At 40.5% G+C, this 14162-nt stretch carries 14 protein-coding genes; 5 read left to right on the top strand and 9 right to left on the bottom strand.

The window, feature by feature from the left end:
• Window positions 1-199: 199 nt before the first annotated feature.
• From CV014_RS01895 to CV014_RS01885, 3 genes are read right to left on the bottom strand one after another with little or no spacing between them, the layout of a single operon-like run.
• Window positions 200-1036, bottom strand: a complete 837-nt coding sequence (locus CV014_RS01895) for a sulfite exporter TauE/SafE family protein (protein WP_236140471.1) — start codon at window positions 1034-1036, stop codon at window positions 200-202.
• Window positions 1037-1038: 2 nt separating this feature from the next.
• Window positions 1039-1572, bottom strand: a complete 534-nt coding sequence (locus CV014_RS01890) for a rhodanese-like domain-containing protein (RefSeq protein WP_236140470.1) — start codon at window positions 1570-1572, stop codon at window positions 1039-1041.
• 60 nt (window positions 1573-1632) lie between these two features.
• Window positions 1633-2322 carry an MBL fold metallo-hydrolase gene (locus CV014_RS01885; RefSeq protein WP_236140469.1) on the bottom strand — a complete coding sequence of 230 codons (690 nt, stop codon included), beginning with the start codon at window positions 2320-2322 and terminating at the stop codon, window positions 1633-1635.
• Between the two features lie 121 nt (window positions 2323-2443).
• Here CV014_RS01885 and CV014_RS01880 point away from each other — a divergent pair, with 121 nt between their 5' ends.
• The gene (locus tag CV014_RS01880) at window positions 2444-2797 is read left to right on the top strand and encodes an ArsR/SmtB family transcription factor (protein WP_103136522.1); all 354 of its coding nucleotides are present in this window, start codon (window positions 2444-2446) and stop codon (window positions 2795-2797) included.
• Window positions 2798-3227: 430 nt separating this feature from the next.
• Here the strand turns inward: CV014_RS01880 and CV014_RS01875 are convergent, their stop codons facing one another.
• Complete coding sequence (locus CV014_RS01875) at window positions 3228-4202, bottom strand: SPFH domain-containing protein (RefSeq protein WP_236140468.1); 975 nt, start codon at window positions 4200-4202, stop codon at window positions 3228-3230.
• A gap of 86 nt (window positions 4203-4288) precedes the next feature.
• Complete coding sequence (locus CV014_RS01870) at window positions 4289-4723, bottom strand: NfeD family protein (RefSeq protein ID WP_236140467.1); 435 nt, start codon at window positions 4721-4723, stop codon at window positions 4289-4291.
• Window positions 4724-4958: 235 nt separating this feature from the next.
• Between CV014_RS01870 and CV014_RS01865 the strand changes: the two genes are divergently transcribed.
• Both CV014_RS01865 and CV014_RS01860 read left to right on the top strand, forming a co-directional pair.
• The gene (locus CV014_RS01865) at window positions 4959-6800 is read left to right on the top strand and encodes a protein phosphatase 2C domain-containing protein (protein ID WP_236140466.1); all 1842 of its coding nucleotides are present in this window, start codon (window positions 4959-4961) and stop codon (window positions 6798-6800) included.
• Between the two features lie 17 nt (window positions 6801-6817).
• The gene (locus tag CV014_RS01860) at window positions 6818-7039 is read left to right on the top strand and encodes a hypothetical protein (RefSeq protein WP_236140465.1); all 222 of its coding nucleotides are present in this window, start codon (window positions 6818-6820) and stop codon (window positions 7037-7039) included.
• 139 nt (window positions 7040-7178) lie between these two features.
• Here CV014_RS01860 and CV014_RS01855 read toward each other — a convergent pair whose 3' ends face one another.
• Window positions 7179-8969: an ABC transporter ATP-binding protein gene (locus CV014_RS01855; RefSeq protein ID WP_236140464.1), complete on the bottom strand. Its 1791-nt coding sequence runs from the start codon at window positions 8967-8969 to the stop codon at window positions 7179-7181.
• 127 nt (window positions 8970-9096) lie between these two features.
• Here CV014_RS01855 and CV014_RS01850 point away from each other — a divergent pair, with 127 nt between their 5' ends.
• Window positions 9097-9927 (top strand): Rpn family recombination-promoting nuclease/putative transposase, encoded by an 831-nt coding sequence (locus CV014_RS01850; RefSeq protein ID WP_236140463.1) that lies wholly within the window; start codon window positions 9097-9099, stop codon window positions 9925-9927.
• Between the two features lie 210 nt (window positions 9928-10137).
• Here CV014_RS01850 and CV014_RS01845 read toward each other — a convergent pair whose 3' ends face one another.
• Window positions 10138-11184 (bottom strand): iron-siderophore ABC transporter substrate-binding protein, encoded by a 1047-nt coding sequence (locus CV014_RS01845; RefSeq protein WP_236140462.1) that lies wholly within the window; start codon window positions 11182-11184, stop codon window positions 10138-10140.
• Between the two features lie 329 nt (window positions 11185-11513).
• Here CV014_RS01845 and CV014_RS01840 point away from each other — a divergent pair, with 329 nt between their 5' ends.
• The gene (locus CV014_RS01840; protein ID WP_236140461.1) at window positions 11514-12371 is read left to right on the top strand and encodes an Rpn family recombination-promoting nuclease/putative transposase; all 858 of its coding nucleotides are present in this window, start codon (window positions 11514-11516) and stop codon (window positions 12369-12371) included.
• A 226-nt stretch (window positions 12372-12597) separates the two neighbouring features.
• Here the strand turns inward: CV014_RS01840 and CV014_RS01835 are convergent, their stop codons facing one another.
• Both CV014_RS01835 and CV014_RS01830 read right to left on the bottom strand, forming a co-directional pair.
• Window positions 12598-12975, bottom strand: coding sequence for a DUF1636 domain-containing protein (locus tag CV014_RS01835; protein ID WP_236140460.1), 378 nt, complete (start codon window positions 12973-12975; stop codon window positions 12598-12600).
• Complete coding sequence (locus CV014_RS01830; protein ID WP_236140459.1) at window positions 12962-13957, bottom strand: iron-siderophore ABC transporter substrate-binding protein; 996 nt, start codon at window positions 13955-13957, stop codon at window positions 12962-12964. Before CV014_RS01830 ends, CV014_RS01835 begins: the two co-directional genes overlap by 14 nt.
• Window positions 13958-14162 lie beyond the last annotated feature (205 nt).

Genomic DNA, 14162 nt, shown 5'->3' with positions numbered 1-14162 from the left:
TAGAACGGTGTAAATAATTCAAGGTTTGTAGTGTACCCCTGCGGGGAAGCAAGCTACGCGCAAGCGTCTCGAAGAGAGGACTTTAGTCCTCTGATAAGGACTGTTCGCGGAGCGTTCCCGAAGGGTAGTCCTTACTACGAACTAGATTCCAATCTTTTTACATTACTTCACATAGTTTGTTTTTTTCAAGTTGTTCTACTTATCTTATTTGCATCACTTTATTGGATGCGCTGTTTTTTGGTGTGTACCATTGCCAAAATGTATCGCGATTTTGAAATAATACTAACGTGGCTACAGCTAGTAAAAAATAACCGAAACTCTTTTGTAGTCGAGTCGCTGGGACGAATTGAGATAAATAGCTACCATACACTGTTCCGATACTAGCCGCCAAAATAAAAGACAGCATTAAACCCCAGTCTAGGGTGACGTGTCCTAAATAACCAATAAAGCCTGCGATCGCATTCATGATAATAATCAATAATGAGGTGCCGATCGCAGCTTTCATGGGGACTTTACCCAGTAACACCAAGGCGGGAACAATTGCAAATCCCCCACCTACACCCACTAAACCCGTCAAAGTCCCAACCACTATTCCCTCACTCATCAACCATAGCCAGCAGTATTTACAGACTGGCGGTGGATAAGTCCCAGTATCATCTGTTTTGTATTTGCGTGCGCTACGCCAAATCATGGCGATGCTAGCCACTAACATTAATAACGCAAACAGTAACATCTGCATAGCATCGCTAATAAATGGTAGGGTGGCTAACTTCGCGCCGAAAAATGCACCTAGCATTGTAGCTGCGCCAAAAATAGCGGCTGTCTTCAACCAAACATTTCCGGCGCGCCAGTGGGGGATTAATCCCAGTATACTTACTGTACCAATGATTACCAGAGTCATGGCGATCGCATTTTTCGGCGCGATCCCCATGACATACACCAATACAGGTAAAGCCAACACCGAACCGCCACCACCCAACAACCCCAAGCTAATACCAATAACAACGGCGAGTAGATGACCGATAATCCACGTCATAATTAACCCATCCGTCGGTTATAGGGTAGTTTCGCCAGTAACATCCCCATTGCACAAGTATTTGTCACCCCAGCAAAGACTAATCCACTACCCACAAAGCCACTCAAAATTAAAAACCAAGGTGAGACAAATGCACCTAATAAAGTTCCTGTAACTACTAATGAACCGGCAACAATTTGCACTTGTCGCATAATACTAATTGGCGCACGCGGATTAATTTTGGTGGGTAAACCTGCGGCTTTCCAAGTTGGTAATCCACCTTGCAAATGATAGATATTGTTCATACCGGCGGCGATGAGTTTCTTACCAGCTTGTGCAGAACGATTCCCTGAACGACAGTATAAAACTATGGGTTTTTCCTCTGAAGTGATTTGTTGGGGTTGCAAATTAGACAGAGGAAGTAACTTGGCTTCTGGGATATGTTCTTCGGCGTATTCTGAAGGTTCACGCACATCAATTAATAAGATGCTGTTGTAATCTAACCACTGTTTGAGTGTAGCTGCATCAATTTCTGTCAATTTTGCTGTTTGCACCATAATTATTCCTTGTGATTGCTGGAATTTTGTAGCGATATCCCGCAGGGTATTTTGAATTTTCTAAGCTGCTTGTCCACACCGTTGATTAGCTGGAACTGCTTCCATAATTTTTTGCGGATTGGGAAGATTCAAATTGTTCATTAAGCTGATAAAATCTGCGCGATCGCGTCCGACAAATCGCGGATTAAATTGTTTCTCTTCACCAATGGTAGAAACCATGTGTCCCCGATAATCATGTCCTGGGTAAACAAGGGTGCTATCAGGTAGGGTGAATAATTTCTTGGTGATACAGTCATAAAGCGCGCCTGCATTCCCACTCTGAAAGTCTGTACGTCCACAACCGCGAATCAGTAGGGAATCTCCTGTGAGTAAATGAGTGTTGTTGACTAAATACGCCATATGACTATCGGTGTGTCCCAAAGTGGCGATCGCCGCAATTTCTACTGAGCCAATTTGCAATACTTCTCCATCTTGGATTTTTCTGTCAGCACAAGCCGCATTTGCACCAAACGGCACAATATTTATACATCCTGTTAATTCACGCAATTTCCCCGCACCGGTAATATGATCAGCGTGTAAGTGGGTTTCCAAGCAGTAACCTAGCTTCAACCCTAATTCTGCAATTAATTTTTGGTCGCGATCGACTTGTTCTAATACAGAGTCAACTAAAACTGCTGTTTTACTGGCTTCATCTGCAATTAAATAGGTGTAGGTGCTGGTTTCTGGATCAAAAAGCTGGCGAAAGAACATGATGAGAACTCCTGAGAAATTATCTGTGGGCTTGCTTCTACTATACTACTATATAGTAATATAATTTAGCCATGTTACAATACTGAATGTCAAGAAAAAAATTACTGAACTTAATTGCACAATGCTCGAATCCTCCACCATTGCACTCACACCTGTTGCAGAGTATTTCAAAGTGTTATCTGAGGTGAGCCGCTTACAGGTTTTGTGCGCGCTCAAAACAGGTGCAAAAAATGTCACAGAAATCATGGAAATTACGCAGCTTAAGCAAGCCAACGTTTCCAAGCACCTACAAATTTTGGCGCAAAAGGGCATCATCAAGCGTCAACCGCAAGGTGTAAGTGTATACTATGAAATTGCTGATCCGATTATTTTTGATTTGTGCGAATTAGTGTGTCAAAGTCTGACTGTGCGTTTAGCAGAACAATCAGAACAAATCAAACAATTAGAAAATAGTGCTTTAGGTAAGTCAATATAAAAATTTCTATCCCAATTTGGTTTGTAGAGAGAACTTTAGTCCTTACTACAAACTGATGAAATACTGACTTTTCACGTTATGTGGAAAAGTTAACGCAAAACCTAACCCCCTAACCCCCTTCCTTAGTAGGGAAGCTACGGTGTACCACTATCAGTCCTCTGTTTACCCCTCCCTAACCCTCCCCTTGGAAATGGGAGGGAACTAGATTTTCTTATTTCCCCCATTTCCAAGGGGGATTAAGGGGGGTAATTCTACTTGTGTGTACACGGTAGCCTTTTAGGGGAGAGGTACTCTACGAGAAGAGCTTCGCTCTATGGAGAGGGGTTTTTTGTTTATCTAACTAACGTTAAAGAAGGGTGCAAATACTTGCACCCCTGAAAAATCATCTCACTAATTATTTTGCATTTTGAATTAAAGGACAGCGACTTGACTAACGCCCATTAACTATTGAGTCAGTGGGATTATCTGCAACAATTGAACGGATACCTTCTAAAGTAGCGGGAATAGTGCGGGGATCAATAAACATTACCTTGCTACTATCACTCTTGCCGATGATAGCACCCATATCAAGATAGCCCAAAGCAAATAATACCTCTAATGCTTGGTTCGTAGTAGAATTCGAGTTGATTTTTTGGGCAATAATTTCTGCTGATTCTGCTATAGCTTGAGCTTTCAGCACTTGCTGTTGACGTTCTGCTTGTGCTTTCAAAACTATGGCTTTTTGTTCAGCTTCCGCTTGCAAAACCACAGATTTTTGTCTAGCTTCTGCATCTAAAATTTGTGCTTCAGCTTTACCTCTAGCACTATTAACTGCTGCTTCCCTTTCACCTTCAGAATTTAAAATTGCGGCTCTTCTGCGGCGTTCTGCTGACATTTGTAATTCCATAGATTCCCGCACCGCTTGAGATGGGATAATGTCTCGCAGTTCTACCCGTGTCACCTTTACGCCCCAAGGATCAGTCGCAATATCCAAGTCTCTTAATAAAATTTCGTTAATTTGAGCGCGCGCAGTGAAGGTTTCATCTAATTCTAATTGTCCCATTTCGGCGCGAATTTGAGTTAACACTAAATTCACCATTGCTGAATGAAGATTTTCTACCTTATACCAGGCTTTTTCCATATCAACAATCCGCCAATAAACCACCGCGTCTACTTCAATACCTACGTTGTCACGGGTAATACATTTTTGGGGTGGAATATCTAAAACTTTTTCTCGAATAGTTTCTCTGTAGACAATTTTATCTAAGAAAGGCATGACAAAATTTAGCCCAGGTTCGAGTTTTTTGTTATAGCTTCCTAGCCTTTCTACTAAAGCCTCATTCCCCTGGTTGATGACTTTCACAGAGCCAGCCACAGCAGAACCACCCAAGCCCAAAAATACCAGTAAAAGAAGTTGTTCAAACATTTATAAATACTCCCGAATATTTAAATCAAATTTGAAACCAATAACCCATAACTAATAACTAATGACTAATGACTATTGACTATTGACTAATGACTCCTCAACAAATTTTCCGGCATCACAATCAATGTAGTCCCTTCCCTTCTGACTACATAAACCTTTTCATGAGATGCGATCGCAATTTTTTCATCGTCGCATAACGCCCGCCAAGAATTCCCTTCGTACAGCACACGCCCTGTTTTACCAGCAGGAATTTCCGTTAACGTCTCTGCTGTCACCGCATCTTGAATTTTTGACTTGCGTCGTCGTGGCTGTAAAAATCGGCGAGAAAGCACCACCAATAAGCTAGAAATTAGCAGCCAAGCTACAACTTGCATCCACAACGCCAACCCGAATTGCGAGAGTAACGCCACAATTAAGGCACTAATCCCCATCATAAAGGCCACGAAAGCCGATGGTAGAAACAGTTCTGTCAAACATAAAACTGCTCCTGCCATCAGCCAGATTAAGGTAGAAATTGGCATATCGCCATCCTAGACACTACAGTTACAACATAAACTTCTCAATATCTGAGAGTAGATACATATCGACACTAGCGGCTTACAGAAAAATTGACGATCTTTAGTAAATAATTGTGATTAAATTCAGTAACAACCTGTAGCCAAATGTGTACAAGTCCAGTCTATTCTAGCTTTCAAGTCTTTGGCAGCTAAATTTAATTGAATTCACGATCTGATTTATTTTTAAATTAATAATTTTATGATTTCTACTGAGCAAGTTATTTTTTGTATAAATCCTCACTGTGAGAACCCAATAAACTCTATAGGTGATGCTGTCTGCGACAGTTGTCAAACTCCCTTAGTTTACCGCTATCTTTGGGCAAGTGGAGCATCAGCAGCTAGGATGAAACCAGGTATAAAAGTTGCAGATAGGTATGAAGTCATAGCACCTCAAGTATGGCTAGACACTCAACCAGGGCGATCGCCAATTGTACCCCCAGAACTACCACCAGTCATCATCCCCTATCTGCGCTTATATCCAGAGCGTTTACATCTCCCCCAAGTTTATGGATTTGTTCCCTCCGAGGAAGCAGATCAAGGGGATATTCTTTTATTAGATAATGTCCCCATCGACAAAGACGGGAATCTTTACCCGTCTTTGAATGTCGCTTGGGAAGATGCTAAACCAGTGAGACGAGTTTACTGGCTCTGGCAAATTCTCCAACTGTGGACACCTTTATCGGAATTGGGACTGAGTCAAAGTTTACTGACACCGAATAATTTGCGAGTTCAAGGTTGGTGTGTGCGACTTTTGGAACTCCACGCCACTACAGCCACAGCCCCACCCACTTTACAGGATTTAGCCCAGAGTTGGCAGTCTCTAATTACTGCCACAGACACCCCAATCACTGCTGCATTAACTAATATTCTCCAGCAAATGAGTAACTCGGCAGTGGAGTTAGACACCATTACCACTCAACTCAATGCTTTATTACTTTCGACAGCAGCAGAATTACCTTTAACGCTCCAGGTTGGCGGTGCAACAGATACGGGGATGCGACTCACACAAAATGAAGATACTTGCTTTCCGCAAAGTTTAGATCATCTCCATGATTCCTTAATCCCAAAATTGTCAATTGTCTGCGATGGAATTGGTGGACATCAAGGCGGTGAAGTTGCTAGTCAATTAGCAGTGCAGTCTTTAAAATTGCAAATTCAAGCTCTAATGGCAGAGATAGTCCAAGAATCGGAGATCATCACACCCCAATTATTACAAGAACAACTAGAAACCTGTTTACGAGTAGTTAATAACTTAATTAGCTCCCGTAACGACGAACAAAACCGCCAAGGTAGAGCCAGGATGGCGACGACTCTCGTCATGGCATTGCAAGTACCGCAAAGAGTTTCCACACTATCGGGGGTGAAGTCAGAAAACGCCCACGAATTATACTTGGCAAGTGTGGGTGATAGTCGTGCTTACTGGATAACTCGCGACTATTGCCAACAACTGACAGTAGATGATGATGTGACTGCGAGGGAAGTCCGTTCAGCAAGGAGCTTGTATCATCAAGCACTGCAAAGACCAGATGCCCAGGCTCTAACTCAAGCCTTGGGCAGCCGAGATGCTGAATCGCTGCGTTTTGTGATTCAACGCTTGATTTTAGAGGAAGATGGCATATTATTGCTATGTTCTGATGGTTTGAGCGATCGCAATTTAGTAGAAAAATCCTGGCAAGATTACGCACTGCCAATCTTAACAGGTGAACTAGCTTTGACGGATGCCGTTCAGCAATGGATTGATTTAGCCAATCAAGAAAATGGCCATGATAATATTTCGGTTGTGTTAATTCTGTGTCGTCTCAGTAAAAATTATTTAGTCCCAATTCCTAAAGCACAGCCACTAGCAGAGATTCCCCCAGAATCAAAAATACTCGACATCGCAGAAATCCCGCCAGATATCTCAAAACTAGCAGAAATCCCCCCATTAAACTCCAATATCGCAGAGATACCCCCATTAACCTCAGATATCACAGAAATACCCCAGAAATTTCAGAACCGGAAGTATCATCACTGGCAGAAATCGAACCTCAACCTGCTTTAGCCGCAAGTTCTCAAGCCTTGTTAGATTTAGAACTGAGCGCAGAATCCACTGCAACCCCCACCCCAGCCCCAGTCCGTCGGCGTAAACCTTGGTTAATGCTAGGCGGGCTGCTAATTGTACTCATGGGTAGTTCCGCCATTGCTTTATTTGTACTCTCGCAACTCTACCCACAAACCTTGCAACAAATGTGTCAAAAATTACCTGCTAGAGTACAGCGATTATGCCCACCATCGCAGTAGTTCTCTTGATGCTGTTCATTAGGGGTGTAAGGGTGTAAGGGTGTAAGGGTTGAAGGTGTTGGTGTGGTTATGCACAAACGCTTTCCACCCATTGCTGTGGTGTAGGAGCAAGCGGGATTTTATCCAACGCTGTGGACTGTTAAAGCCCAGACTGTACACGCCACAAACTGGTGTAAATTCCATCTAAGGCGATTAAATCTGCGTGTGTACCCTGCTCGACAATTTGGCCATGTTCCATGACATATATGCAATGACTGTGACGAATGGTGGAAAGACGGTGAGCGATCGCGATCGTAGTCCGATTTACGGTAATCTTTTCTAAAGAACGTTGGATTGCTGCCTCCGTTTCATTATCTACCGCAGATGTCGCTTCATCTAAAATCAAAATCGGTGGATTTTTCAAAACGGCTCTAGCTATAGCAATACGTTGACGTTGTCCCCCAGATAACTTTTGTCCTCGTTCCCCAACTATCGTTTCATAACCTTGGGGAAGTCGCATAATAAAATCATGTGCCTCTGCTACTTTTGCCGCATTAATAATGGCTGCATCCTGAGCATCAAACGTACCGTAGGCAATATTTTCTGCTACCGTACCATGAAATAAAAATACATCTTGACTAACTAAGCCAATACTACGACGCAAATCATACAAATCCAATTTTTGAATATCAATGCCATCAATCGTAATTTCACCACTAGAAACATCATAAAAACGCAATAATAATTTTACTAAAGTGCTTTTACCTGAACCAGTCGAACCAACAATGGCAATAGTTTGTCCCGCAGGAATATGCAATGATAAATCTTTAATGATAGCGGTACTGTTGCGATAGGCAAAAGTCACATTTTTAAAATCAACTTCACCGCGCACCTGTTCCACCGCTAAAGGCACATCTCCCGCAGTAATTTGGATAGGAGTATCTAATAAATCCATCACGCGCCTAGTAGAAGCCATTGCTCTTTGATAGTGGTCAAAAGTTTCTCCTAAAAATACCAATGGCCACAGTAATCTCTGCACCAGCACCAGTAAAACACTGTAATTACCTATAGATATTTTTTGTGAATAAGCTGCCATTCCTCCCAAAAATAATAAAGCCGTAAACCCTGCTAAAACTAACATTCTAATTAAGGGGACAAAAGCGGCAGAAAGTTTAATTGCCTTGGTATTACTTTTTCTATAAGCTTCACTTTCCTCAGCTAATCTGGCATTTTCATAATTTTCTGCTGTGAAACTTTTAATTGTGGTAATTCCACTAATATTATTAGCCAACCTGGAGTTGAGAAAACCAACTTTTTCTCTAACATCAGCATAACGAGGTTCGAGACGCTTTTGATATACCAATGAACCCCAAAGAATAAAGGGCATTGGTAACATTGCTGCCAGAGTAATATTAACTGGTAAGATGAAAAACGCACCAACCATCAAAATTATCAAAGCAGTTGTGACTTGAATAACTTCATTTGCTCCCCCATTTAAAAAATCTTCAAGTTGGTTGATATCATCACTGAGAATCGACATCAAACCACCTGTGCTACTGTCTTCAAAATAAGCTGATTCTAATTGTTGTAAGTGATTGTAAGCATCTAAACGTAAATTATGTTGGATATTTTGCGCGACATTGCGCCAAAGTCGGTCATAAGCATACTGAGAAAGTGATTCAAAAACCCAAATAATGATGGTAATTAATGAAAGGACAGCAAATTGCCATACTACTTCTTTAATCCCAAGTTTAGCAATAACAGAATTTTGTTGTTGCACTAATATATCTACCGCAATACCCACTAACCAAGGTGGTGCTATATCTAGAATGGTATTAATTACAGAATAGGTAGAGGCTTGATAAATTTGCCCACGATATTTTTGTCCATATCGCAGTAGTCGTTGCAAGGGAGAGAGTTGATTTGATACTTGATGAAATTTAGGTGTCATTATCTGAAGAGAAACTTTAGGAATTTATTTTTTTTAATTAATCATTACAAATGTAATTAACCAAAATATATATTCTACTATCTTTTAATATTTTTTCTATCCAGAAACGGCAAAAACTTATCCCAAAATGGCAATTTATAATTTATTTGCGTTATTGACAAATCCACCAAGTAATGCGGATGAATATATATTTGATTCGGTGGCTGTTAAAGAACCAAAGTTTGAAATTGATGGGGTATTTCTACCACCACAAAGTCAAAATCCGGGTGTAGTTTATTTCTGTGAGGTGCAGTTTCAAAAAGACGAAAGACTCTACGAAAGAGTATTTGCAGAATCTTATCTGTACTTTTACCGCAACCGTGACAGGTTTAGTAATTTACAAATCGTGATAATTTACCCGTCTCGTAGTTTAGAACAAACTGATATTAATCCTTATCTCAGTCAACTGAATAGCCCCCAGGTAAATCGGATATATTTAAATGAGTTGGGAGATATTCGCTCCTTACCTGTATGGGTTGGGTTGATGGTGTTGACTACTTTGGAAGAAGAACGTACTACTGAAGAAGCCAGGTATTTATTAACAAGGAGTCAGCAGGAAAATTCTCAACCAGAAAATCGCGCCATAATAGAGTTACTGGTGACAATCATGGTCTACAAGTTTGAAGGTAAAAGCCAAAGGGAGGTAGAGCAGATGTTGGGAATTACACTCCAAGAAACACGGGTTTATCAGGAAATTAGGGAAAAGGGAATACAGGAAGGAGAACAACGAGGGCGAGAACAAGGTGAAAAATCCCTTGTTTTGCGTCAATTATCCCGTAGAGTAGGAGAATTACCACAGGAAGTACGTCAGCGCGTTGAATCCCTGGCGTTGGAACAATTGGAAAATCTGGGTGAGGCTTTGCTTGATTTTACGAGTATGGCTGATTTACACGCTTGGTTAGAAGCGCTTGAAAGCTAACTACAGGAATCCGCTTTGATTCCTGAAATCATTTGCGTAGTAAGGGAATAGGGAACAAAGAACAGGGAACAGGTAAGAAGGAACAAAAGTGTACGGAGTTTTTTTCAGAAATCAAATATCAGTCCTATATATGACTCGTATTTAATGTTTTAAAAAAATCTGTACATCCTAAATATTGAACTACTGATGTAATTTGGAGTCTGAAAAATCTTAATTTTGACTCGCTGTTTTCGCCAAGGGTAATAGTTGCTCTTGTAAAGATTGAAGAGTAATCTGTGTACCACTGGGTGAAGGTAAACCTAAACAAATATAAGTAGGAATAAAATAGACTCGGTTGTTTCTACTCGCACTTAATGACTGAGCAATAGTGTTTGTTTGCCAAGATTTCTGCACAGATTGCAATTGAATTTTGGTAAAACTAGTTGTATTTTTTATGTTGCTTAACTCAACAATGTTATGTCCTTGGACAATGATTAAATCGGCATCAAGTTGGGGTAATATTTCTACCGAAATCGGTTGAGTAATATTTGTTGGTGTAGTGGTAGAAACAGTAGCCAGTTTAAATCCAATATCCTCTAATAAAGCCCCACAAAAGTCTAGAGGAGTCACCAGATTGATTGATGAGTTGAGTTGTTCCGAGGACACCATCAGGACTTTTGGATAGGCTTTGACAACAGGTGCTAATGCTTGACGGGTTGTTGCTATTTGTTGGAGATGGGCTGCTATGATTTTTTTGGCTTGATCAGTGCGTCCTAATACTTGAGCGATCGCCTGTAAAGAATCTTGCCATTTCTTACCACCAACATAATCAAACAGCAGTGTGGGCGCAATTTGCGATAATTGACCATATTGTTGCTGATTTGTCCGAATATCTCCTAAAATTAAATCTGGCTTGAGTTTGATGATACCTTCTAGGGATGGTTTGCTGCTCATTCCCAGGTTTGCAATTGGGTGAGTGATGCGATCGCCTAAATAGGGAATCTGCTGGCTAGGCTGATCAAAATCCCCGCGACGATTGCTAAATATTTCCGCGTAGCCAATCGGTTGCACATCTAAGGAAAGTACAATATCTAACATCTTGGGATTAAGAACCACAATCCGTTGTGGTTTTCCACAAATCTGCGTTTCTCCCCCCAGATGTCGCACTGTTTGACAATCACCTCTGGGTGTGATGTGGGAAGATGAAATGTCAGACGGTTGGCGATGACAACCTAAAACTGAGACTAAAATTAAACAACTTAACAGCAATAATCGCACAATTACCCTCATCCTAAAAATTCACCGACATCAAACCCATAACCGTGAATGGTTATCCGGGGAAACCTGCATGAGTACGGCTACCAAATCCCTCCTCAGAGTTGTGTTCAAAGTCAGGAATTGCCTACACTAATGATAATTAATAGCAATAATTCTACCATGAAGTTGAACGCGGATAATGCTAAAAAGACTTTGGCGATCGCTGACTTAGTTAAGAATGTCACATACTTAAGAGTAATCTGGGTTTAGGGATAAGTTGAGCAGTCATGAAATCATAATGTCAAGGTAAGTATGGTTAGATATTTAATAGAATTTAACTAGAATGCTTCATGCGGCGTGACTCAATTTTTTACAAGCTATTTCAACAATCACCAACTCTGTTATTTGAATTGTTAACCCATCCTCCCACAAATGCTGAGGCATATCGGTTTGATTCAGTAGCAGTCAAAGAACCGAAGTTTGAAATTGATGGGGTCTTTTTACCACCAGAGGAGGAAAGACCAGGGATAGTGTATTTTTGTGAAGTGCAATTTCAAAGGGATGAACAGCTTTACGAAAGGGTATTTGCAGAATCATCATTATATTTCTATCGTCAACGTAATAGATTTAGTGATTGGCAAGTTGTGATCATTTACCCTTCCCGTAGTATCGAGCAAAGTGATATTTATCCCCATAGAAATCACCTCAATGGCGACCAAGTGCATCGTATATATTTAGATGCGTTGGGGGATATTCGCTCTTTACCTATATGGGTGGCGTTAATGGTGTTAACTACCCTTGATGATGAGCAAGCACCACAGGAAGCAAGGTATTTGCTAGCCAGGAGTCAACAAGAAATACCTCAACTCCAAAATCGCGCCATAATAGAGCTATTGACAACTATCATGGTCTACAAGTTTGAAGATAAAAGTCAACGGGAGGTTGAAGAGATGTTAGGGATTACACTCAAAGAAACAAGAGTTTACCGTGAAATTAAGGAAGAAGGACGGGAAGAAGGGCGAGAAGCAGGACGAGAAGAAGGAGAAAAATCGCTGGTTCTGCGTCAATTAACTCGTCGTGTGGGAGAATTATCTCCAGAGGTGCGATCGCGTGTTGAATCTTTGTCCTTAGAACAATTAGAAAATCTTGGCGAAGCACTGTTAGATTTTCAGGGAATGGCTGATCTAGAGGCTTGGTTTAATCGCTAAAGTTGAGTCAGGATAACCCTCTTATGTCACTTTCCGGGAGGGCAATCGCTAGAAGCCCTATGAGGCAATCAATACAAGCTATTCTATTAGAAAAAAGTTGTCTTGTATTTATTATTAGAAAATAATCGCGCAAACGCCTGTTATACAAAAGCTCTAGAATTCAGAAATGGCAAAAGTTTTCGGAGAGTGACAGAAGAGGGATAATGCTGAAAAAATACAATCGCCGCTAACTTTCCCCAGGTGGAATTTGCGCGAAAATAGCAGCTTGTAACACTTCAGGTAATTTTTTCCAAGCTACGTTACCTTTGCGACTCTTGATATACAATTGCATAAATTCTAGTAATGAGGCTGCGCTTTCTTCTGGAGTCAAATTGACGAAAAGATAGGTGGGTTTGTCTGGGTGGGAAGCAGCTACAACACAGCCGTGATTACAAGCCCACAAACATTCAACGGGTTTAATTTCTATTTCATGAAGTAACGATTCTTTACTACATAAATCGTTTAGTTTTTCAAGTAAAATATCACCATCAAAAGGGGGATTTTCTGGTCGTTCTTGGGAGGAACGGTGACAAGATTTACAGACAAATAAATTATATTTTTGCATAATTTTCAGTCATGTTAACTATGTATTTATCAAGGTCATCGAGCATTGCATAAGCTGCAAGCATATTCAATCCCCGCCAAACGGAAAAATCTACTACGTAAACTTGATTTTGCTGCACAGCTTTGAGTTTATTCCATAAAGGTTTTTGCTGAAGTTTTTTGATCACAGAGTAGTCATCTTTGCGTAGTGGTGCAATAAACAGGATATTGCTATCAATCTTGGGTAAGAGTTCTTCCGAAAGAGGTAAATCATAATCACCAGATTCGGCAAATAAAGGGTTTAATATACCAATATCATTTAGAATTTCACCCGCAAAAGATTTTTGACGAGTTATGACTAATTGTCCGGCAGCGACATAAGCAAATGATATGCTATTCTTTTGTTGGTTATTAACAATTGCTAGCTTTAATTGGTTAACACGTTGGTGATAGTAATTTATGAGTTGAATACCTGTTGCTGTTTTGTTTAAAATTCTGGCAGTATCTTGAATGTGTTGTTTCCAGTCCCCTCTAGTTTCGACCCAAGGTAGAACTACTGTAGGTGCAATTTGTGCAGCATATTTATAAATCCCTGCAAATCCTGGATGGGAAATCACAATAATTAAATCGGGATTAAGTAATACAAGTTTTTCTAAATTAATTTGACCACTGGAACTATGTAAAATTTCTACTCCCTCTGCTTTTCCTTGAAAGTAAGGAAAGTTATCTTCTATTTCCGTTGTAATCCAAGTGGCTATAGGTTTGGTGTCTAAGGCTAAAAGTGCAGCAAAACTATTAAAATCTAAGCTGACAATTCGTTGGGGTTTGAGGGGAATACAAGTTTCTCCTTGGACGTGTTGCACCACTCGACATTTTGCGTTTTGTTGTAAAGATAGTGAGTTTGTCGCTTCATAGGTAAAACTTTTACTACTAGCCCAAATAGCAGTAAATATCAAAATACTTAATAAGAATAGGACAACAAAGCGATGTAAAATTATTTTCATAGATTTGTGCTTGATAAAACAGGATTGGTACCCCGCATTTCTCACAAGCAGTAGGGGCGGGTTAACCGAGATAGTGGTAAATGATTGAGCATATCTGTAAACCCGCCCCTACAACCTCTGAACTAAGAGAAAGCTTTATTGGGAAAAATTGAAGATGTGTAAGTAAATCCTGCTAGCTTTTATCCTCCAGTGTGAGTTAGGAAAT

It is taken from the genome of Nostoc sp. CMAA1605 (genome assembly GCF_021596505.1).
GTDB lineage: Bacteria > Cyanobacteriota > Cyanobacteriia > Cyanobacteriales > Nostocaceae > Trichormus.
The sequence above is the reverse complement of the archived record's forward strand: the minus strand, read 5'-3'. Positions and strand labels throughout refer to the sequence as shown.